The sequence below is a fragment of the Aeromonas sp. sif2433 genome, from assembly GCF_019218705.1.
GTDB classification, from domain to species: Bacteria; Pseudomonadota; Gammaproteobacteria; order Enterobacterales; family Aeromonadaceae; genus Aeromonas; species Aeromonas encheleia.
Map to the genome: position 1 here is coordinate 237,348 of NZ_JAHUXD010000002.1, position 21,588 is coordinate 258,935.

20 protein-coding genes are annotated in these 21,588 nt (G+C 49.0%); 2 read left to right on the plus strand and 18 right to left on the minus strand.

The window, feature by feature from the left end; all coding sequences use genetic code 11:
- From rfbC to rfbB, 18 genes are all read right to left on the minus strand, one after another.
- Positions 1-543: a dTDP-4-dehydrorhamnose 3,5-epimerase gene (gene rfbC / locus KW825_RS04090; RefSeq protein ID WP_218328319.1), complete on the minus strand. Its 543-nt coding sequence runs from the start codon at positions 541-543 to the stop codon at positions 1-3.
- A gap of 52 nt (positions 544-595) precedes the next feature.
- A complete protein-coding gene (gene rfbA, locus KW825_RS04095; protein WP_218328320.1) occupies positions 596-1,501 on the minus strand; it encodes a glucose-1-phosphate thymidylyltransferase RfbA in 906 nt (301 codons plus the stop codon).
- 39 nt (positions 1,502-1,540) lie between these two features.
- Positions 1,541-2,458, minus strand: a complete 918-nt coding sequence (rfbD, locus tag KW825_RS04100; protein ID WP_218328321.1) for a dTDP-4-dehydrorhamnose reductase — start codon at positions 2,456-2,458, stop codon at positions 1,541-1,543.
- Between the two features lie 6 nt (positions 2,459-2,464).
- A complete protein-coding gene (locus KW825_RS04105; protein WP_371315772.1) occupies positions 2,465-3,745 on the minus strand; it encodes a sugar transferase in 1,281 nt (426 codons plus the stop codon).
- A 23-nt stretch (positions 3,746-3,768) separates the two neighbouring features.
- Positions 3,769-4,575, minus strand: a complete 807-nt coding sequence (locus tag KW825_RS04110; RefSeq protein ID WP_371315773.1) for a glycosyltransferase — start codon at positions 4,573-4,575, stop codon at positions 3,769-3,771.
- A 140-nt stretch (positions 4,576-4,715) separates the two neighbouring features.
- The gene (gene wecB, locus KW825_RS04115) at positions 4,716-5,813 is read right to left on the minus strand and encodes a non-hydrolyzing UDP-N-acetylglucosamine 2-epimerase (RefSeq protein ID WP_218328323.1); all 1,098 of its coding nucleotides are present in this window, start codon (positions 5,811-5,813) and stop codon (positions 4,716-4,718) included.
- 13 nt (positions 5,814-5,826) lie between these two features.
- On the minus strand, positions 5,827-6,540 hold the full coding sequence (locus KW825_RS04120; protein WP_218328324.1) for a glycosyltransferase family 32 protein: 714 nt from the start codon (positions 6,538-6,540) through the stop codon (positions 5,827-5,829).
- 222 nt (positions 6,541-6,762) lie between these two features.
- Positions 6,763-7,752: an alpha-2,8-polysialyltransferase family protein gene (locus KW825_RS04125; protein ID WP_218328325.1), complete on the minus strand. Its 990-nt coding sequence runs from the start codon at positions 7,750-7,752 to the stop codon at positions 6,763-6,765.
- On the minus strand, positions 7,749-9,089 hold the full coding sequence (locus KW825_RS20725) for a DUF6418 domain-containing protein (RefSeq protein ID WP_218328326.1): 1,341 nt from the start codon (positions 9,087-9,089) through the stop codon (positions 7,749-7,751). Before KW825_RS20725 ends, KW825_RS04125 begins: the two co-directional genes overlap by 4 nt.
- Before the next feature lie 134 nt (positions 9,090-9,223).
- Positions 9,224-10,480 (minus strand): lipopolysaccharide biosynthesis protein, encoded by a 1,257-nt coding sequence (locus KW825_RS04135; protein WP_218328327.1) that lies wholly within the window; start codon positions 10,478-10,480, stop codon positions 9,224-9,226.
- A gap of 98 nt (positions 10,481-10,578) precedes the next feature.
- Positions 10,579-11,268, minus strand: a complete 690-nt coding sequence (locus KW825_RS04140) for a cytidylyltransferase domain-containing protein (protein ID WP_218328328.1) — start codon at positions 11,266-11,268, stop codon at positions 10,579-10,581.
- Entirely contained in the window at positions 11,268-12,320 is a 1,053-nt protein-coding gene (locus KW825_RS04145; RefSeq protein WP_218328329.1) for a nucleotidyltransferase family protein, read from the minus strand. The genes KW825_RS04140 and KW825_RS04145 overlap by 1 nt, the downstream gene beginning before the upstream one ends.
- Positions 12,321-12,332: 12 nt before the next feature.
- Positions 12,333-12,989, minus strand: a complete 657-nt coding sequence (locus KW825_RS04150) for an acetyltransferase (RefSeq protein WP_371315774.1) — start codon at positions 12,987-12,989, stop codon at positions 12,333-12,335.
- Positions 12,970-14,043 carry an N-acetylneuraminate synthase gene (gene neuB, locus KW825_RS04155; RefSeq protein ID WP_218328331.1) on the minus strand — a complete coding sequence of 358 codons (1,074 nt, stop codon included), beginning with the start codon at positions 14,041-14,043 and terminating at the stop codon, positions 12,970-12,972. The genes KW825_RS04150 and neuB overlap by 20 nt, the downstream gene beginning before the upstream one ends.
- Positions 14,040-15,200 carry a UDP-N-acetylglucosamine 2-epimerase gene (gene neuC / locus KW825_RS04160; RefSeq protein ID WP_218328332.1) on the minus strand — a complete coding sequence of 387 codons (1,161 nt, stop codon included), beginning with the start codon at positions 15,198-15,200 and terminating at the stop codon, positions 14,040-14,042. The genes neuB and neuC overlap by 4 nt, the downstream gene beginning before the upstream one ends.
- A 2-nt stretch (positions 15,201-15,202) precedes the next feature.
- A complete protein-coding gene (locus KW825_RS04165) occupies positions 15,203-16,345 on the minus strand; it encodes a LegC family aminotransferase (protein ID WP_218328333.1) in 1,143 nt (380 codons plus the stop codon).
- A 9-nt stretch (positions 16,346-16,354) separates the two neighbouring features.
- Positions 16,355-17,548 (minus strand): UDP-N-acetylglucosamine 4,6-dehydratase, encoded by a 1,194-nt coding sequence (locus KW825_RS04170; RefSeq protein ID WP_218328334.1) that lies wholly within the window; start codon positions 17,546-17,548, stop codon positions 16,355-16,357.
- Positions 17,549-17,596: 48 nt separating this feature from the next.
- Positions 17,597-18,637, minus strand: a complete 1,041-nt coding sequence (gene rfbB / locus KW825_RS04175; RefSeq protein ID WP_218328335.1) for a dTDP-glucose 4,6-dehydratase — start codon at positions 18,635-18,637, stop codon at positions 17,597-17,599.
- A gap of 781 nt (positions 18,638-19,418) precedes the next feature.
- On the opposite strand from rfbB, the gene KW825_RS04180 reads away from it, so the two are divergent.
- Together KW825_RS04180 and KW825_RS04185 are read left to right on the plus strand one after the other, a co-directional pair.
- Positions 19,419-20,093 (plus strand): response regulator transcription factor, encoded by a 675-nt coding sequence (locus KW825_RS04180; protein ID WP_042654933.1) that lies wholly within the window; start codon positions 19,419-19,421, stop codon positions 20,091-20,093.
- A 39-nt stretch (positions 20,094-20,132) separates the two neighbouring features.
- Positions 20,133-21,491, plus strand: a complete 1,359-nt coding sequence (locus KW825_RS04185) for an ATP-binding protein (protein ID WP_218328336.1) — start codon at positions 20,133-20,135, stop codon at positions 21,489-21,491.
- Positions 21,492-21,588 lie beyond the last annotated feature (97 nt).

Below are 21,588 nucleotides of genomic sequence, written 5' to 3' on the forward strand. Positions count from 1 at the left end.
CTAAAGATGAGGTTTTTTCCAAAAAGGGGCGTTACGGTCTTTGTCAGACAAAATTAATGGCACATTTTCGATCAAGGGCCACGCAATAGCCAGCGTCGGATCTGACCAGTTGAGAGAACCTTCGAGCTGAGGTGCATAATAGTCAGTACATTTGTACAACACATGGGCCCATTCGCTCTGCACATAAAAGCCATGAGCAAACCCTGGGGGAATCCACAGCGATGTGGCCTCCTCTGCCGAGAGTTGCAGCCCAACCCATTGGCCGCAAGTTGGGCTGCCAGCTCGAATATCGACCGCCACATCGAAGATAGTGCCGGTAATCACCTGAACTAACTTGCCCTGCGGCCTATCCCTCTGAAAGTGCAGACCACGGAGAACTCCCTGTCGAGAGCGACTCAGGTTGTCTTGAACGAAGCAAACATCACCACATCGCTGCGTCAAGGCCTGATGGCGAAACAGCTCCATGAAACCACCGCGATCATCCTCATGATACTGATGGCGGATACAAAGCACATCTGGAATATTCAATGGAATAAATTGCATATGTCTTGTCTTAGAAGAGGATGTTGTATGTACCGCCCCATCCATAGCGTATTCAATCCCAACTGGGCGGGCTTTTGCCAAAGGGGACTTGCAACAAGCGCAGCAAATAACTGCCATACCCGCTTTTGGCAAGGGGCAGTGCCAACTGCCTAAGTTGCTCATCGGAAATCCAGCCATGACGCCAAGCGATCTCCTCAGGGGCTGCCACCTTGAGCCCCTGCCGCTTTTCCAGGGTCTGAATGAAACTGCTGGCCTCTTGCAGACTGTCGTGGGTGCCAGTGTCGAGCCAAGCCGAGCCGCGGCCCATAAAGCAGATCTCCAGGCTCTTGTCCTTGAGGTAACTCAGATTAAGATCCGTGATCTCCAGCTCCCCCCGCCCCGAGGGGCGCAGGGTTTGGGCGATCTTGCTTGCCTGACCATCATAAAAATAGATGCCTGTCACCGCGTACTGACTCGGAGGGGAGACAGGCTTCTCAACGATCGCATGCACCTGCCCATCATCATCAAATTCCAGTACGCCGTACCGCTCTGGATCCTGCACATGATAGGCAAATAGGGTCGCACCTTCAGTTTTCTCACAAGCCCGCTGCAGTTGGTGAGGCAGCTCGGTACCATAGAAAATGTTGTCACCCAGAATGAGGCAACAGGGGCTGCCAGACAGGAAAGACTCGCCAATCAGCAGGGCTTGCGCCAATCCCTTGGGCTCTTCCTGCACGGCATAACTGACATTCATGCCCCACTGAAGCCCATCCCCCAACAACATCTTAAAACGAGGCAGATCCAGCGGTGTGCTGATGATCAGGATCTCACGGATGCCCGCCTGCATAAGGGTTGACAGGGGGTAATAGATCATGGGTTTGTCATAGACAGGCAAGAGCTGCTTGCTGATGGCCAGGGTCGCCGGATAGAGACGAGTGGCAGATCCGCCGGCCAGAATGATGCCTTTACGTGTCTTCATGGCACACCTTGAGTTAACGGGTGAAATAGAGTGACGGTGTTATGGGAAGGGACATGTATCCGGCGCAGCAGGAGCGGAGCTTTGACTCGTCAACCAGATGATCATTTCCTCCCGCCAAGGAGACGAGGTGATGCCAAACACCGTTGAAAACAAGCGACAATCGAGCCGGGAATTCAAGGGACGGCGTGCCTGCTGTGGCCACTGCTCGGAGAGAATGGGATGAACTGTGACCGACTGCGCCAGCAGCCCTAGCCGATGCGCCTCCTCGACCAAGGCCAAGGCAAAACCGTGCCAGCTGGTCTCCCCCTGATTGCTTAAATGGTAGAGCCCAGCCTTGGTGGGCGAGTGCAACACTTGCGACAACGCCATCAAGCTCATCTTTGCCAACCAGCCAACCTGGGTCGGAGCCCCCCACTGATCGGCGACGACACGCAGAGGCAGTCCCTCCTTAGCACGGTGGAGAACAGTACGAGCAAAATGCGCCCCCCCCCCACCATAGAGCCAGCTGGTGCGAAGAATCAGATGATGGGGGCATAGCTCCCGAATCACCTGCTCACCGGCATATTTGCTGGCACCATAGACATTGAGGGGCCTTGGCTGATCTACCTCGGTCCAGGGTCTGGTCCCACTACCATCGAACACATAATCAGTGGAAAAGTGCACCAGTAAAGCACCCTGAGCTTGCGTCTCCCGGGCCAGCTCCATCACGGCCCTATGATTAACACTATCTGCGAGATCGGGTTCAGACTCGGCATGATCGACCGCCGTATAGGCCGCCCCATTGATGATCACATCGGGATTGTGATGGCGCAGAGCGAGCACCAAGGTGCGTGGTTTTGTGATATCGCACTCATCTCGCCCCAGAGCAATCACCTCCCAATAGGGGTACTCACGCCACAGGACGGAAAGAAGAGCTTGGCCCAACTGACCACCTGCTCCCAACAGCAGGATACGCATTCGGGATCACCGTGCCCCGAAGCCGGTCAAGATGGTACGAATGGTTTTGAACACGATGAGCACATCGAGCCAGAGCGAGAAGTGCTTGATGTAGTAAAAATCATGCTCAATCTTGATGCGAGTGTCATCGGCATCGGCAGCGTAGCCGTGCACGACCTGCGCCCAACCGCTGATCCCCGGTCGCACTATGTGTCGGTACATGTAAAAGGGGATCTCCCGCTCGAACTGATCGACGAAGGTACGCTGTTCCGGCCTTGGCCCGATCAGGCTCATGTCCCCCTTGAGGACATTGAAGAACTGGGGCAGCTCATCGATGCGTAGTTTGCGGATCACCTTGCCCACCCGGGTGACGCGCATGTCCCCATATTGGGCAAACTGGGCACCGTGCTGCTCGGAGTTCTGGCACATACTGCGAAACTTATAGATCCGAAAATCCTGATTGCCCTTCCCCACTCGGTTTTGCAAGAACATCACCGGGCCCGGGCTCTCCAGCTTGATCAACACAGCTGTCACCAGCATTAGCGGCGAGAACAACGGAATCGCAATCACAGCAGCCAATATATCCATGCCTCGTTTGATAAAGGCATATACAGGAGACGGCAGCAAGGAGCCAAGCTGGTTCTCATGGAGGTGATCGATCTTCACTCGACCGGTAAGCGTCTCGCTAATCTGCTTGATGTGATAAACGGGAATATGAGCCAAGGCGCAGCGAGCCAAGAAACGTTCCCACTCTCCAGCCAGGTTTTCATCCCGTAGATCGGCTACCACGGCGTCATAACGAACGGCCCCTAAATCAGGCTTGTCCAGCAGACGCCACTGTACGCTGGTGTGTTGAGTCAGGGCTTGGTGGTCACCAAACGGCAGCAGCGCATACTTGGGCGTCCGGTAACGGCGACCGATAAAGTAGGCCAGCCAGCAGCAAAGCAGCGCCACCAAATATGACTCAAACAACACCTGACGGCTGTAAGGCAGACGCAGAAAGAAAAGTATCCCCACAAGAGCACCATAGAGGGTGGTCACAGTAGGGATCATATAGGCGACCGGGCTGGCTCCTGGGTAGCGCAGGAAGCGGTGCAGCACAATTCCAGTCAGCAGAAACGCCACGAAGGCCCCCACCAAGGTGTTGACCCTGACGGCATCAAGGCGATGCCAAAATTCCCAGCCCCAGCGCTCTATGGCTGGCAGGCAGACCGCAAGCAAGGCCCCGAAGATGAACAAGGCAGGAGGGCTGAATAACACACGCTCATACCAGCGTGAGTGACGACGTTCGTAATAGTGGGTGCTCACAACAATCCTCAGCAACTTATCGCTTATCTGCGCAAGGTTTTACGATAGATAAATTTTCTAACACTACCAGGCAATAGTCTTACAGGCACCCTGATAGCTAAATTTCTCATCAACTCGGCTAGTGACAAAAAACCGATTTCATAAAAACTATACTGAGCTTTAACTTCTGACATGGCATATTTTAGCCCCCCTCTACGGGTCTCCATTCCATTTCCAGTTCTAGCATATACCAAAACTTCAGGAATATTTGCTGTCACACATCCATTTTTTATCATTCTAACCCAAAGGGCATAATCTTCATAGAGATAGTCATCCTGATATCCCCCAGCTGCCAAAATCGATGATTTTTTATACATCACGGACATATGATTAAAGGGATTTCTATATTTCGAAAACTCTAATATCTCTTGATGACTAACTGGCGTCTTTTTTATTGCATGATGATGATTAGGTTCAAATTCGAACTCGGCAATCCAAGAGCCAACAACATCAATGTCAGCGTTTTCTATCATGAAGTTGTATTGATTTTTAAATCTACCAGTAACACAAACATCATCAGTATCGAATCTAGCAATATATTCGTTACTGCAAAGGTCTATTCCGATAGATAATGCCTTACCCAGTCCAACATTATGCTCTAACTCATGAGTAATAATGGGTAGCATATCATGATATTTTTTAATCACCTTCCACAACTCAGTTGTTATCTCACCATCAATAATAATTAAAACCTCTGAAGGTAATAATTCCTGCCGATACAGACTACGAAGAGCGTCATCTAAAAACACAGGGCTCTCTTTCCCATATAGAGACATCAAAACACTAAACATGTAAACCCCAATGTAAAACCAGACAGTCAATATGGTGAGATAGCCTTCAGAATTTTTTTGACTACAAAACCCACCATAATAAATAGTTAATTTAATGTTCTTTGCAAAGAATCATATAATAGGATTGTGTGGAATGACATTCACATTTCGCATTCTATTATGTCAGCTATTCTTTTACTGGCAAACCCATCTCCATATGGATTACTAGCCTCGCTCATCCTACTATATTCACTCTTGTCATTTAAGAGCTGCTTGAATGCGTCATATATAACATCTTCGTTTGTCCCAACTAGCTTCAGCGTACCGGCAGAAATCCCCTCAGGTCGCTCTGTTGTATTTCTCATGACCAAAACAGGTTTGCCTAAGCTAGGGGCTTCCTCTTGAATCCCGCCACTATCAGTTAATATTATATATGCTCTAGATAAGAAATTATGAAAATCAAAAACCTCAAGAGGCTCAATCAATCTAATCCTGTCCGTATCTCCGAATATATCCTGGGCAGCCGCCCTCACAACGGGATTCATATGAATTGGATAAATAGCCTTGATATCTGCTGTTTCTTCAATTATCTTTCTTATAGCCCGAAACATGTTACGCATTGGTTCACCGATATTCTCCCTTCGGTGAGCAGTGATCATTATAAGCCGACTTCCTGATGCCCACTCTAAATGCTCATGAGTATAACTATCTTTCACGGTAGTTTTCAGTGCATCAATTGCTGTATTACCAGTAACATGAATAGAGACTGGATCCTTCCCTTCCCTTAAAAGATTATCCTTTGATACATTTGTCGGGGCGAAATGATACTTTGATACTATGCCAACAGCTTGTCTATTGAACTCCTCAGGAAAAGGTGAATCAATGTCATAGGTTCTCAGTCCAGCCTCAACATGCCCAACAGGTATATTGAGGTAAAAACATGCCAACGCCGTTGAGAACGTGGTAGTTGTATCACCGTGAACAAGGACAATGTCTGGTTTTACCTTGTCAATAACAGCTTTCATTCTTTCCAAAACATTCACTGTTACATCAAATAATGTCTGCTTTTCCTTCATTACTGAAAGGTCATAATCAGGTATTACATTAAATGCTGTCAGCACTTGATCTAACATCTCCCTGTGCTGTCCTGTTACACATACAATAGTACGTATTTTAGACCGCCCCTTTAATTCTGTAACCAAAGGGCACATCTTTATTGCTTCAGGTCTAGTGCCAAATACTACCATAACAGTCTTCATATCAGTCCCTTTACTATTTCTTATAAAATAAAGTAAGAAAATTAATTATTTTAGGTCCAAGTATAGACCTTGCTTTACTTTTAATTCTTTGTGTTCTGGTGTGCCATGATGCAGAAAAATGATGTATTGTATGAGTATTTTCTGTAACGGTTATTTTTCTAGTTCGCCACTCTTTAGCACAAAAAACATCGAATGGATATATATTCAAATCTTCCCTAAGAATCTGATGTTCATTTCGAGGACGCCAGTTATAGTTTCGCATAGTAGTATTAGTAATAACTTTGGTATTTGGTGTATTGTCAAAATTCCCACCAGGTAGAATAAATGCTCTATCATTATAATCCAACAATAGCTCTTCAATCCACTTATGCCCTTTCTCTGAAGCCATCGTTCCAGTGACACACATCATGTCATCTTCACAACCAGTAAATGCCCGATGCTTTAGGAACTGATCCAGTGGCTTTATCACTTCAACATCAGTATCCATATAGATGCCGCCATGATGATATAAGACATATAACCTTACATAATCTGTAACAAAAGCATATTTTTTAGCTTCATAAGCTTCTTTTGTATACCGATTGGAATTAATATCAAAATTATCTTCATTCCACATAACGATTTCATAGTCAGGAAGGTGTGTCTCCCATGACTTAATACAGCTCACTGCTAACTCAGGTAGTTGACCACGTCCAAACCAACAATAGTGAATTTTCTTCGGTATCAAAATAAATCCCCTTTTAATGCACTTAGCTACAACTGAACTAACGATATATAAAACTAGTAGGATATCTATAGAAAAGTAATGCTTTTCACAAAAATATCACAACATGAAACGACCTGAAAACAAGCTCTGAATTACAGGATAATATCTTCGCATCCTTCGACTCGATGAAAGGCTTGCACAGTATTAATTGCTTAGCGTTATAAGCTCAAAATAAATAAAACACTAATACTGGCCATCTTTCAACTCATCTTTTATTAGGCACTTATTGATAATCAACTTAGAGTTGATTGCCGTTGAATTGTATGTAACCCCCTTATCGAAAAAGATGTTAAGCAGAGCTAAAAGCTCGAAAGGGAAATCACCACACAGCCTTTGAACGCCCTTAGAATAGTATAAGTCCTCTTTTTCTTTTGGATGAAGCTTTAAATAAACCTTATAGCCTTCCTCTATCAACATTTTGATATATACATTAAACATATCTATTGATTCTTGTTTGGTATATATGCCATAAAAATATAGAGGCTGAGTTAAAACAATTGCCCTTTTTTCATTTTTCATCAAAGAAAAATCACAAGAAAAATCTGAAAGAAAAACGCTTATTAAAAGTTTTTTATCTCTATCTGAGATTTTTCCAAGCGACTCTACCTCATCAATACTTTCAATATTAAATTTAAATTTAAATAATGAATTTCTTGCGAAAACCTTTAATAGTCTGGTTTTATCCCTGACATAAAATGTTTTGATATCTTGTATAGCATTCTTCTTTACAAACAATACCTTTTTTATAAAAAAATTGACGAGATTTTTAAAGCTTAAAGATATTTCTTTTTTAAAAAGAACATCATCCTGGTAGATGCTTTCACCTTCTTCATAGAAATAAACTTCATTAGGCAATCCGATATTTGCTAAAAAAAGTGGGTAGTACCCAACAAAACCATCGAGATAAAATGCGACTTGGTTTGATTTTTTCTTAAATGGATATACAAAGATTCGATACAATACATTTATTAAATATTCATTGAAGGTATTGCGGACTAAAATAACCTCATCTATTCTATCAAGCCCATTTAATGCTAGTATTTTACTTTTCAAATCTATGGAGTCTTGGACATTAACCACCAATATATTCGTCTCATTCTCTCTGACATTCATTAGGGCATATACGAAAGGGAGTTTATTGTAATGCCATAAGAAAAAGTAATTTTTTTTCATAAGCTCTTAGCTCTAACCATTAAATCCTTAATAACCCCATATAGAACATACGAAAATATTATTGCATATGTTCTTTTTTCAAAGAACAGATATATATCACCTTGGGCAACAACTCTTATGGCTAATTCCATGATAGGAGCAATAAACAAAAATGAAATAACATCACCACTTTCAAACGCAGCCAAAATATCCTTTTTAATAAAAATAATGATGCCCCCGAGAACCATAATAAATACAATTACACCTACATAACCAAAATAATAAAATCCTATCGCAGGGAAACCATTCGCTAAACTTCTGCCTCGTGTATCTTGTTGCCGCCAAGCATTAAGTATGTTATTGGGAACAGCCTCATCCATTAGCTGATTCATTCCTTTTCCAATATTATTATCTTCCATTCTAAAATTACGTAAGAATGAATCCATTCTTAATTTACTATCAACCTGACTTTCGTCATTAATTACCCACCAAATCTGCCCCGCAGCTTCAACACGTTTCTCTATTTTTTCTATTGCTGTCGTTTGATTATCATAGTTCTCCACTGTTTGATAATTAAATAAAATCAGGGAGAATAAACTCCCCAAAAGAAAAATCAAAGCAAGTCTGACATTATTACTGATCTTATCCCTATCCTTCCCGGTAAGCTTTGCCGCGTAAAATAAAGTTATTGGTAGGTAGAATGAATAGATCACCATTAGTAGCTCACCACCTTTTATTGAACATAAAATATGGTAAATAACAATGAGTAAAAAATAAAGCACGTATCTTTTCTCTTTAAATCTAAAGAGATATAGCCCCAACACCATACAGACAAAAGTCAACCTTCCTTTTATAAGGTTTATATAATCAGGAACCATAGAACTGAAATAAACAGATCTATGTATTCCATTTATTATTGGAACCCCTGTATTTATAAAAGCTGCATAGAGCGCAACAATTGAAAATATGATTACCCCTTCAACCAAAAACCGATCAATCTTGATTATACTATTTTTGAAACTAGGTTGTATCGGGCGAATTAAAAACTCAATAAAAATCAAAGAAAAAAATAAATTAACCAAAAATGTGCCATTTCTGTAAGTATACTTATCTATTTCAAATAAATAGGTCCCCCTTTCAATTAGCATCCCTCCGATCAGCATTGGTATCAGTATAATAAAGAATAGTAAATTATTAGCATATTCTATTGGTCTATAAATAAATAGTGCTAACAAATACGAAGATAAAACCATTACGCCAATAATATTAACGTCATAACCAAAATAGTTAATAACTAACAGTAATGCAGATATGAAAATAATTATAGCTCTTAATATAAAAAACATGCTGCCTCTCACGCAAGAGTTCCTTTTATCAGTCAAGCATGAAAGACAATTATGTCTTGTACTTGAAAATACTACTGTACACTATAAATATATAAGCTTCATTTTTGAATCTGTTTAAATTAGTGGTTTTATACTATTTCTTAGTATTAAGTCTTGTCTATGATACTCCACGACACAAGTCGGACTCTTGATGCCAGCCACCAAGTAGCTATAAAACGGATACACATAGATAAAGAAAAAGCCATAGCTACACCAGTGATCCCTTTGCTTTCAATAAAATAGACAAGCAATGCAATATTCAAAAAACCTGTCGATATAGTAATTATTGATAATGTTCCTGTTTTTTTTGCATAGAATATATAATTGGTCACCATCAAATACATACCACCAAATGCTTGGCCCAAACACAGCCAACCGATAACGGTGCTCGCTCGTTGATATTCCTCACCCGCAACCCATCTAATGACCCAAGGGCCTACAATAAATGAAAGGCATCCCAACCCAAAGACTATAATAAAGAATAGATAGGTGAATTTGACTAGGCGTTGTAACTGCTGAGGGTTATTTTCAGCTAAGGCTCTGAAAAGCCAAGGCACCAACGCCTTATTGATGGCATCGAATACTACAGCCATTCCCAGGCTTAGCTGCACAGCAAGCATATAGATACCCGCCTCTGCCACCCCCAATTGCTGGTTGATAAAGAACCTGTCTACCGAGCTCAACAAGAATATGCCTACCACGTGAGGAACCAGAGGAACTCCAAAAGAAAGCGCCTCTTTGAAAAACTCTTTCTTCAGCGGCAATAAAATCAGCAAGCGGTCCCGATACAGTAGCAACAACCCTAACCCAGCATAGACGATACTTGTCACCATGAGCGCATCAACACGCCCGGATGCACCCTGCTGCAACCCGATAATCAAGCCCAGAGATAATATCAATACCAGGATACTTTGGCTGACTTGCATGATACCAAACGAAATGGCCCTCTCCCTGATTTGCCACTGCCCCAATCTGAACTGGATAATAAAGTTCGCAGCTGAAATCACAACAGCGAAATAAATCCATGATTCAGGGATATTCAGCCATTGACTCAACTGCTCTGATAGCAGAAAACTGATGATAGCCAAGAAAAAGGTACTGAGTAAGAGTATGTGAACACAAACACCATTGAATAAAGCTAATAATGATTCATCACTACTATCGTAAAACTTACGGTTCGCAGCACCAACAGCATTCAACCCTGTCAGTGCGGCCAGTCCTGTAACCAAGAGCTGAAACATAGCAATTTGGCCATACTCATCAGGATTCAAGTAACGTGTTAATACAGGCAGCAACAAAAATGGAATTACTGCGTTCAATACGTTTGATAATAAGTAGATACTAGAGCGCCTCAATAATCCCATAACAGACTCGATTATAACAATGAAACATGGACTTCATCTTTTCAGAAAAAGACGAACTCAGATGTCAAAAATAGACAGGCATAAGAGATATGGTTTACTTATCTAAAGTGAGACTTAATAAACTCAGCCATCTTGAAGTCGAACTCATCATCAATATCAACAGAACTATTTTTATCCATCACATAGGCAAATGCCCCGTCTGAATATATATCTGACAGGGCACCGACAAAACTTCGCTCAAAAATATAAATGGCCCCATTTAAACGGTAATAAGGCTCTAGATCCTGACTCCGTTTATTTTCGGTGACTGGAATAAAGCCTTTCATGCTAAGATCGCTAGGAAGACGGTTGCAATATTGGATAGGATGGTCCAGCTCGCACACAGAAATAACTGCAGATGCCTCTTTCTCATCATACAACGCCATAGCCTCTTTGAGGTTGTCAGCATCACGCAGCGGTGAAGTGGGTTGCAAAAGGGCAACGTTATCCACTAGACCATGCTGCACCTCAACCCATTCAACCATATGACTGATAACATCATTGGTTGTTGCCGTATCACTGGCTAACTCGGCAGGCCGTAGAAATGGCACAGTCGCACCAGCACTCATTGACACATCTGCAATGGCCTGAGAGTCGGTACTCACCAGTACCATGTCGAATAACTGACTATCAAGAGCAGCCTCTATCGTCCAAACGATCAGAGGCTTGCCAGCCAAGGGCAAAACATTTTTATTTGGAAGACGTTTGCTGCCCCCACGTGCCGGAATAATAGCAATCTTGAGGGACATTACACCAACCCCTTGATATCAAGCTGCGCCTTGTGGAAATCATCCATACGGCCAATATCGAGCCAGTACTCGTGTATTGGGAACATCAACACCTCTTCCTGCCGGGCGATTTGCTGCTCCAGCAGAGTCGGCATATCGATCCGCTCTTGTCTTGGTACATTCATGAACAATTCGGGGCTGACCACATAAATGCCTGCATTGACAAAATAGCGCTGGATGGGTTTTTCCTGCATCTCTAGAATGCGATGGCCATCACCGCTGATCACACCATAGGGGATCTGATAATCATATTCACGAACACACATGGTGGCCACAGGTTGATACTTGTTGTGAAAATCGAGTAGGCGATTGAAGTCCACCGTGGTCAGTACGTCACCATTGATCATGATGAGTGGTAGGGCAGGTATGTCGGCAGGCAGTAGACCCAGCGCGCCGCCTGTACCTAGCGGCGTCTCTTCATGTACGTAACGGATATTGGCACCCCAGGCAGAACCGTCACCAAAATAACCGGTGATCTGCTCAGGCATATAATGGGTAGAAATATAGATATTCTTGAACCCCGCCTTGAGGAACTGGTTGAGCAGGGTTTCCAGGATGGGCTTGTCGCCCACCTTCAGCATTGGCTTGGGGCAGCTGTCGGTGAGCGGGCGCAGCCGGGTACCAAAGCCGCCAGCCATGATAAAGACGGGGTTGTCATAAGCCGGGACCTGCGCCGCCTGCTCCCAGGTTTCCAGCCCGATCAACTTGCCGGCTTCATTGACCACCGGCAGGGAAAGAATGCTGCGCTCACGCATGGTCTCCAGCAACTGTGCACGGGACAGTTTGGCCGAGACTGTAATGGGGGTCCGATTCATCACGGCCGTGACGCTGTGCGTCAGGGCCACGTTGTTCAAGATGGCGCGACGAACGTCCCCATCTGTCACGACGCCCAGCAAATGCTGCTCCTGATCCACGACCAGACAGACCCGCAGCGCCTCTTCATTGATCACTGCCAAGGCATCGCGCACCGAATGTTCGGGCGACAGCACCACTTTTTCCCAATTCTTGCTCATCCAATCCATCCTTTACTGCTTGATAGGCATCACGCTGCCCCGGGCAACGTATGCAATCTGCTTTGCTCCCAGCGGCCGCGTCAGCGTAGCACCGGCGCCGACCACGGCATGGGCACCAATCGATATTCCCTGGATCACGGCAGCGCCCGTGCCGATATGGACCCCCTCCCCCGTCACCACACCACCGGATAGCACCGCGCCTGGGGCGATATGGTTGTCGCCGCCAATTTGGCAGTCATGGTCCACTATGGCGCCGGTATTGATGATGCTGTTTGGCCCAATCCGGGTACCGGCCTGAAGGATGGCACCCGCCATGATCTGAGCGCCCTCTGCCAACACCGCATGGTCGGAAACGATGGCCCGCCCGCTGACTACTTGAGCAAAGCGATAACCCAGAGCTCGATAACGGGCGAACAGGTCGGATCTCAGTGAACTGCCAGGCAAAGAGCCGATACCGTTGACCAGCTCCACCTCATCCGGGGTGTGAGTCAAGATCCGCTCTTCATCGTGCCAGAGGGGGATATCGGTCAGGGCCGCCCGTGCAACACCCGCGGCCGGAGCCACCAGTGCCATGGGAGACCGACCCTGACTGCGCAGGATATCGACCAGCACGGAGGCGTGCCCTCCAGCCCCCAGTACGATGAGCGGCTTATTCACGGATAGGCTCACCCGCCTGATAGGCGCGTCTGGTCGGCTGCCCGAGGAGTTGCCAGTAGGCATAGGGACTCATTCCATCACCAGGGCGTTTGATGGCGAGGTTTTCTGCACTCAGGGGAGTGCCCTGCTCGATATCGCAGGCAGCCACCAGGCTCTTGCGGGCGATCTCTTTGTTTTTGATTTCGCTCGGACGTGGCCCCTTGATGCCATCGCCGAGAGCCAGCTCCACATCGCGGATCCCCCGCACCATGGCCGCCAGCTCATCGGGCTCGAGGGATGCCTTGTGATCCGGCCCCTCCATGTTTCGATCCAGCGTGAAGTGCTTCTCGATGAGACAGGCGCCCCGGGCAACCGCGGCAACGGGAATGGTGATACCTTGGCTGTGATCCGAATAGCCAACCGGCAGCCGGAACGCATGAGATAGGGTGTCCATGGCCTTGAGGTTGATATCCACCATGGGTGCCGGATATTCGGTGGTGCAATGGAGCAGGGTGACCTTCTTGGCCAGCGCCACCTGACCGGCCTCGCTGGCATAGGCGGCCATGAAGGCGGCCTCACCCGGCTGCGCATCATGAGGCGCGGTCAGGCCAAAGGCGATCACCCCGAGGGCCGCTTCCACTTCGGCCAGAGTGGCCATGCCGGTGGAGACGATCAACTCGCAACCGGTACGAGCATGGGCCAGTACGAAGGGGGCATTAGTCAGCTCCCCTGAAGGGATCTTCAGGGTCTGCAACTGTAGTTGATTCACCAGGAAATCGAGGCTCTCGGTATCGAAGGCGGTAGAGAGAAACTCGATACCGAGGGACTCGCAATGGGCTATCAGACGCAGGTGAGCATCAAACGAGAGCTCGAGACGAGAGAGCATGGCAAACTGGCTCTCTTCCTTGCCGGTATTAGCGGTCTGATAGGCAGCCTGCTTGGCTTGGCGCGTCACCAGATTGGCCGCCTTGAAAGTCTGAAACTTGACGACATCGACACCGGCCTGGTGGGCGGCATCGATCAGCTCCAGGGCGAGCGACTCGTCGCCATTATGGTTGACGCCGGCTTCGGCGATGATGCGGATCATGGCGACGGACTCCTGTCGAGATCATGGAATTGTTTGATGGTCGGGGTGGTCAGGCGCTTCAGACAAGCCACAATCTGGCTGCTAGCATCCCCCGCACCATAGGGATTGATGAAGGCACTCGGCACCATGGGTTGCAAGGCTTGCGCGATGCATTGAGCAATTGCAACACCGTTGGCCTCACAATGAAGCACGCTCTGCGCCGCTAATCGCCCTTGCTGACGCTGACCGATATTGATGGTCGGCACCCCCAAGGAAGGTACCTCTATGATGCCACTCGACGAGTTGCCTATCACGGCAGCACTGTGTTTCACCGCACTCAGATAGCGCCGGTATCCCAGGGAAGGAATGGCCAGCACCCGTGTCGGGTTGGCGGTGGCATACTGCTCGAGCAAGGGGATGATGGTGCGACCACCATCATCCGCGTTCGGATAGGTCAGGATCACCTGATGGTCAGGGAATTGATCCAGCGCCGCCAGCAATGCCCTGAAGCTCTCTTCCGCAGGCTCATCGGCCAGGGTGACCGGATGGTAGGTCACCACGAAAAACGATGAGTTCAGCACAAAACCAAGGGATGTTTGCAGCTCGTCCATGGAAAGCAGAGGGGTCTTGGCGATGTGATCCAGACCGACTGCCCCCACGTTGAACACCCGATCCGGCGCTTCTCCCAGCTGAATGACCCGCTGCCGATAAGGCTCGGCGGCGGTGAAGTGCAGATAGCTCAGCTTGGTGATGGCATGACGGATGGCATCGTCATAGGCCCCTTCGGTGATCTCCCCCCCATGGAGGTGGGCAACCGGAATACGTTGCAACATGGCCGCCTGGGCGGCAGCCAGGGCTTCGAAGCGATCTCCCAGGATCACCAGCACATCGGGTTGCTGACGTGCCAGCGCATCGGCCAGTCCCAGCAGCGCCACCCCCATACTCTTGACCACGCCGACAGATGTATCAGAGGAGAGCAGCATCTCGATACGCTCATCAATCTTGAAGCCATCCTGCTCGATCTGCTGGTAGGTCAGACCGAACTCGGGGGAGAGGTGTGTCCCCGAAACAATGAGCCTGAGATCCAGTTCGGGATCGGCAGCAATGTCTTTCATCAACCAGTAGAGCAGGCCATATTCGGCGCGAGTGCCGGTGAATACGGCAATGGTGTTGGCCATGTTCAGACCTCGACGGGCGAACTGGGTAGGTTGATCAGATGCGCTTCCAGCCATTGCGCATTGGACAAGTCCCCGCGCAGGGCATGTGCAAACATGGGCAACCGATGCATCAGCTGCCAGACAGGGCGAGTCATGACGCCAGCCTTGTTCATCTCCGTCAACAGGCTGTCACGCTGCACCGGATCCGCGCAGATGATGGCATTGAGCCAGTAGTTGGAACGCCCATATGAGGGCTCGGTAACGAACTGGCACGCCTGATCCTTGAAAAATTCGGCATAGTGCATGGCAAGCGCCCGCTTCTGTGCCAAGAACTGAGGCAAGGCTTCCATCTGGGCACACCCCAGAGCCGCATTCAGGTTGGGCATGCGGTAGTTAAAGCCGGGCTCATCGTGATAGAACTCGAATGGGTGAGGCACCTTGGCCGTGGTGGTGATGTGCTTGGTGCGAGCACCCTGCTCTGCATCCTGGCACAACACCATGCCGCCGCCACCAGTGGTGATGATTTTGTTGCCGTTGAAGCTCAGGGCCGAGAATAAGCTCAGAGTCCCGGTATGCCGCCCCTTGTAATAGGAGCCCAGGCTCTCGGCGGCATCTTCTACCAGCGCAATACCCCATGCATGACAGACTACTTGCAGCTCATCAAGCTCCACCGGATGACCGAAGGTATGCATGGGGACGACGGCTCTCAGGGTTCGACCACTCACCTTGTGGATACACCCGGTCTCGGTGCGCTGGGCATGCTCTTCCAGCCAGCTCGCCAAGGCTATGGGACACAATCCCAGACTCTGACGGGAGACATCTACGAACACGGGTTCGGCCCCCATGTGGTGCAAGGCATTACAGGTGGCCACGAAGGTCAGAGGCTGGGTGATCACCAGATCGCCAGCCTGCACACCAGCCATGTACAGGGCGATGTGCAGAGCCGCCGTCCCATTCATGGTGGCAACCGCCCGGGCTGAGCCGGTAAAAGCAGCTATCTGTTGCTCAAACTGCTCGACATAGGCTCCAACACTGGAGACAAAGGTGCTTTCCAAGGTGTCGAGAACATATTGCCGTTCATTGCCGGCAAAGGTCGGTGCATGGAGAGGGATGAAGTCATCGGTCTTGTAGGTATCACGAATAAAACGAATCAATTGAGTATGCACACCGACTCCTTACATCTTGCCGTCGAGATATTTGCCCGTTTCTTTATGACCAAAGTCAGGGAGCATGGCAAAAAACAACTCCACTATCTCTTTCTTGTTCCAGGCACGTTTATTTTTCATGGCAGCAATGGTCTGCTCAAAATGATTGAGCAAGTCATTCTGGTAGGCGGGTTCATTCTTGATGATGCCCAGGTTTTCGAACCTATCCATATCCAGCATTTCTTTATCGGTGAAGAACTCTTCGAAGTCTTTCTCACCCGTGGTGTCGCTCTCGGTAAAGAGGCAAGGCCACATGCCTTGCTCCGGCAGGCTCGCCATCATGGTCCGAGCCTCATCCTCGTCCTTGCATAGATAAGGCTTGTAACCATGCTGCTCCAGATATTTCACCGCGATCTCGGCGAAGGTAATAAGGTGCAAGGCTTCGCTGAGTTTGGGGAAGAAGATATCCCGATTTTCACCAAAAATGCAGGACATCAGGCACAGCTCCCCGGACTCTTGCGGCGTCACAAAATAACGCTTGATGTCGCAGGGGGCGACAATGGGCTGATGCTTTTGCAGCCGTTGATTGAAGCCGTGCAGAAGAGAACCATCCGAGAACGCAACGTTGGCGAAGCGCGCGGTGGAAATGGCTATCTGCTCGCTGCGACGCATCAGGAACATCTCCATGATGCGCTTGGACGCGCCCATCATGTTGACCGGGTTGGCCGCCTTGTCCGTCGAGACACAGAAGTACTTCTTCACCCCCATGTCGATGGACTGCTGGATGGTCTTGTCCGTGTTGAACACGTTGACGTCGATCATGCGCATCAGAGTGAAAGGGTCTTTTTCACTGCGCACGTGCTTCAATGCGGAGAGATTAAGTACATAGTCGTAAGCGCCATCGGCTTTGATAAAGGCATCATATTCAATGGAGCCAATATCCAGCGCAAAGGTCTGGAAATCGCCATCGATATACCCGAACGAGCTGCGAATATCTCGCACCAGTTCGACCATATTGTTCTCGCTGATATCCACTACATGTAGTTTACGTGGGTTTCTCTTGAAAATTTCCTTGGTCACAGCCTGACCAATGGAGCCGGCACCACCAAGCACAAGAAATCGGGATTGGTTGACGATATCAGACAATCCCCGCTCATTTTTACCGATGTCATCAACAAATAGGTCTTTATTCCGACCAATGAGACTCAAAATATTATTTTTCATATGAGAATACCAATCTTAAATTCAGTCCGTACAGGACATGCGAATATGTCAGCAATGAAGTCTATCAATTATGTTATTTTTGGTCAGACACCAGGTTATCGTCTTGTATATTCCGGATTCAAAACTTTGCTGCGGCAGCCATTTCAGCTCCGAGGCTATCTTGTTGGCATCGATGGCATAGCGGCGATCATGACCGGGACGATCCGCCACATAAGTGATTTGATCGTGGTAGGAGCTGGCCTTGGGCACCAGTTCGTCGAGGAGATCGCAGATGGTCTGCACCACCTCCAGATTTCGTTTCTCGTTGTGACCGCCGATATTGTAGGTCTCCCCGACCTTCCCTTCTGTCAGTACCAGACAGAGGGCGCAGGCATGATCCTCGACGTAGAGCCAGTCACGGATCTGATCGCCCTTGCCATAGAGGGGGATCGACTTGCCGACTAAGGCATTGCTGATTGTCTGCGGGATCAGCTTCTCCGCATGTTGCCAAGGTCCGTAATTGTTGGAGCAGTTGGTCACCAGAACTGGCAGCCCATAGGTTCGGTGCCAGGCGCGCACCAGATGGTCGCTCGATGCCTTGGCGGCTGAATACGGACTGCTGGGGGCGTAAGGCGTCATCTCGCTAAAGAGCGGCAGAGCCTCACCTTTGCTCACATCATCCGGATGAGGCAGATCGCCGTACACCTCGTCGGTAGAGACATGGTGGAAACGAAACGCCTCTTTGCGCAGATCAGGAAGTCCATTCCAGTAAGCACGGGCCGCTTCCAGTAACACATAGGTGCCGACGATATTGGTCTCGATAAAATCGGCAGGGCCAGTGATAGAACGATCGACGTGGCTCTCGGCCGCCAGGTGCATCACGGCATCAGGTTGATATGCTGCAAACACCCGATCCAGTTCGCTACGATTGCAGATATCCACCTGCTCGAAGGCATAACGCTCACTAGTAGATACCTCTGCCAGAGACTCCAGATTGCCCGCATAGGTGAGTTTATCTAGGTTGACGACGGAATTTGGAGTATTACCAATGATATGACGCACCACGGCAGAGCCTATGAAGCCAGCGCCTCCAGTAACAAGAATTTTCATATGGACAGAGGTTCTTGCAAGAAAAGTGAATGGCATAGGAAATAGGGAAACAAAAAGGCCGGGTGAGAAACTGATAGCTCTAAGTTGGAATGGCTTAGCACATCAACATCAAAAAGCTCGATAACTCACCGATTATAAACCCCAAAGCTGGCTACCGCCCCTGAGTTACAGCTCCCAGCATGCTACCTTTAACCTGATTGTGCGCGCTGTTGGTCATCATATCCTCCAGCTTCTTGTCTTGGATCGATGCTTAACAATGATCCCAAATCACGTTACACATCCAAAAACGCAGGATGCGTGCATTACTCACATCTTGGCAGTTAGAGCCATCAACCCGATTTAACCTCGGATTCTATCTCGTTTTCCCCAAGGATGAACAGTCAAAACATAAGAGACTGCCGCACCAATAATAAGCCTCATTTGGATTCCTGGCGGTGTAACATCAAGCCTATTTGAACTTGTCCCTTCACTAAAAGCCACACACTATATGTTAGTTGCAATAATAAAAAACGACAATTTTTCAATATCTTACAATCTTGCAAATGTTGTAGTTGTATCTGTTTGGAGGCTTCATTTTACTCACTTGGTTACCCCACCTCACCATCCATCAACTACCTATCTGCCAGCATTGACCATCGCTTTCATCGTCAGAGAATGACGCATCCTCTAAAGGGTTATGTGATTCAGTCCTGATACAGGGGTGACTGGTTAGGATCCGCATTGACTCTCCTCCCTATACACCCTCTAATTGACAGCCTGGACCCTCATAATCATGCATCTTATGAAAATTCTATTGGTCGAAGACGACAAGCTGCTCAATCACCATCTTACTACGCTGTTGACCGAGGCCCAGAATCAGGTCCACAGCACCGACAGCGCCCAGATTGCGCTGCACTATGCCCGCGACTATCCCATTGATGTGGCCATCATCGATCTCGGCCTGCCGGACATGGACGGTCTGCAACTCATCAGCCAGTTGAGGGAGCAACAGATCCCCTTCCCCATCATCGTCTTGACTGCCCGTGGCAACTGGCAGGACAAGGTAGAGGGGCTGGAGGCTGGTGCCGACGATTATCTGGTCAAGCCGTTCCAGAAAGACGAGCTGCTGGCCCGTCTCAACGCCCTGGTGCGCCGCAGCGCCGGCTTCATTTCCCCCAGGGTGAAGGCGGGTGAATACGAGCTTGATCTGTCTCGCAAGGAGCTGAGCATCGCTGGGGAAGTCACTGTGCTGACCAGCTTCGAGTATCTGATCCTGGAGTACCTGATGCGCAATGCCCGCCAGGTGGTTTCCAAGCAGCAGTTGCTGGATCAGCTCTACGGTGATGGTGAAGGGGATCCGAATACCATAGAGGTCATGGTGAGCCGGCTGCGCAAGAAACTGGATCCGGAAGGAACGGTCTCCCCCATCTCAACCATCCGGCGTCAAGGCTATATCTTTAACCTTTCATGCAGTTGAGCGCCGCATCTTGCCGCCCTCTCCGCCAATGAGCGCCCTATGTATCTGATCAGCCGATCTCTCCATATCAAGCTGATGATGAGTGCCATGCTGGTCATCGCTATCATCATGTCCTTCTCGGTCTATATCCTCTACCTCGGCCACACCGAGGAGCAGGCCCAGAAGGCCAGCACCCGCATGCAGGAGAACCTCTCCAAGCTGTTCTCCTCCAAGCAACCGGATCCCCGTGCCATCACGGATCTCGGCAACATCACCCCGGATGCCATCGACCCCAACCTCGACACCCTCATCTGCCGGGCTGATGGGGAACTGAGCTGGTCCAGCCTGCATATACCTGAGGTGATCTCGGTCAAGAAGACCATCTGTCAGGATCTGATGAAACACCTGGGTGGGCTGGATCAGGACTACTTCTTCAAGCTTCACACCATCAAGAATGGCGAGAGCTACTTCATCTACAGTCTGCGCTTCCTGCGCAATCATGGTAAGGGACCCACCACCTACTACGTGGTAATGGTCGATTCCGCCAAACGCTATCTGGCCCAGACTCAGGCCTATCTCTACCAATGCATCCGCCAGGCGCTGCTCTCCTACTGCCTGCTCGGTGCCTTGCTGCTGCTCACCAGCTTCTGGAGCCTATCCTCCCTGCGCACCATGGCGCGGCAGATAGACGAGATCCGGGCCGGCAAGCGGGAGGCACTCTCCAGCGACTACGAGCGGGAGCTGCAACCGCTGACCGAATCGGTCAACCAGCTGCTGGAAAACGAACGCCAGCAGACCCAGCGCTACCAGCATGCCCTGAACGATCTGGCTCACAGCCTGAAGACACGGCTGGCACTCATCCAGATCACGGCGCAGGAGCTCAAGCTCGGCCACGACATCCATGACAACATCAACGAACAGATCACCACCATGGATCAGATCATCCAGTACCAGCTGCGCCGCGCCGTCACCGGCCGCAAGCGCCTTGCCAGCAAGGGCACCGAGCCGGTACCGCTCATCGAGAAGCTGCTGGCCAGCCTCTCCAAGGTCTATCGCCACAAGAAGCTGCAGACCAGCTTCCAGTTCGATGACGATGTCTTCTTCAGCGGCGAGCAGGGCGATCTGATGGAGCTGATGGGCAACCTGCTCGACAACGCCTGCAAGTTCGCCATCAGCGAGATCCGGGTGCAGGTGCGTCGCCAGGAGAACTGCCTGCTCATCGTGGTGGAAGACGATGGCCCCGGCATCGATCCCGGCAAATCACAGCAGATCTTCCAGCGCGGGGTGCGGGCCGACAGCTCCTGTGGCCAGGGCATAGGCCTCGCGGTGGTGACCGAGATAGTGCACAGCTACGGCGGCAAAATCCGGGTGGACGAGTCACCGCTCGGCGGCGCCAGATTCCACATGACACTCCCCTGATACCGCAGGGGCCCAAGGCATGGGGTATGGATCAGTTCATGGCCCATGCCGGCCCGTCTAAGCGCGAAAGCGTACCTCTCATCGAGCTGCATCAGAA

Bases quoted from the DNA above. Each gene is read 5' to 3' on its own strand.
- neuB (WP_218328331.1), bottom strand. From the start codon at position 14,043: ATGATCCGCATCATCGCCGAAGCCGGCGTCAACCATAATGGCGACGAG.
- KW825_RS04135 (WP_218328327.1), bottom strand. From the start codon at position 10,480: ATGGGATTATTGAGGCGCTCTAGTATCTACTTATTATCAAACGTATTG.
- KW825_RS04125 (WP_218328325.1), bottom strand. From the start codon at position 7,752: ATGAAAAAAAATTACTTTTTCTTATGGCATTACAATAAACTCCCTTTC.
- KW825_RS04140 (WP_218328328.1), bottom strand. From the start codon at position 11,268: ATGTCCCTCAAGATTGCTATTATTCCGGCACGTGGGGGCAGCAAACGT.
- rfbC (WP_218328319.1), bottom strand. From the start codon at position 543: ATGCAATTTATTCCATTGAATATTCCAGATGTGCTTTGTATCCGCCAT.
- KW825_RS04110 (WP_371315773.1), bottom strand. From the start codon at position 4,575: ATGTTTAGTGTTTTGATGTCTCTATATGGGAAAGAGAGCCCTGTGTTT.
- KW825_RS04185 (WP_218328336.1), top strand. From the start codon at position 20,133: ATGTATCTGATCAGCCGATCTCTCCATATCAAGCTGATGATGAGTGCC.
- KW825_RS04145 (WP_218328329.1), bottom strand. From the start codon at position 12,320: ATGAGCAAGAATTGGGAAAAAGTGGTGCTGTCGCCCGAACATTCGGTG.
- rfbD (WP_218328321.1), bottom strand. From the start codon at position 2,458: ATGCGTATCCTGCTGTTGGGAGCAGGTGGTCAGTTGGGCCAAGCTCTT.
- KW825_RS04170 (WP_218328334.1), bottom strand. From the start codon at position 17,548: ATGAAAAATAATATTTTGAGTCTCATTGGTCGGAATAAAGACCTATTT.
- rfbB (WP_218328335.1), bottom strand. From the start codon at position 18,637: ATGAAAATTCTTGTTACTGGAGGCGCTGGCTTCATAGGCTCTGCCGTG.
- neuC (WP_218328332.1), bottom strand. From the start codon at position 15,200: ATGGCCAACACCATTGCCGTATTCACCGGCACTCGCGCCGAATATGGC.
- rfbA (WP_218328320.1), bottom strand. From the start codon at position 1,501: ATGAAGACACGTAAAGGCATCATTCTGGCCGGCGGATCTGCCACTCGT.
- wecB (WP_218328323.1), bottom strand. From the start codon at position 5,813: ATGAAGACTGTTATGGTAGTATTTGGCACTAGACCTGAAGCAATAAAG.
- KW825_RS04180 (WP_042654933.1), top strand. From the start codon at position 19,419: ATGAAAATTCTATTGGTCGAAGACGACAAGCTGCTCAATCACCATCTT.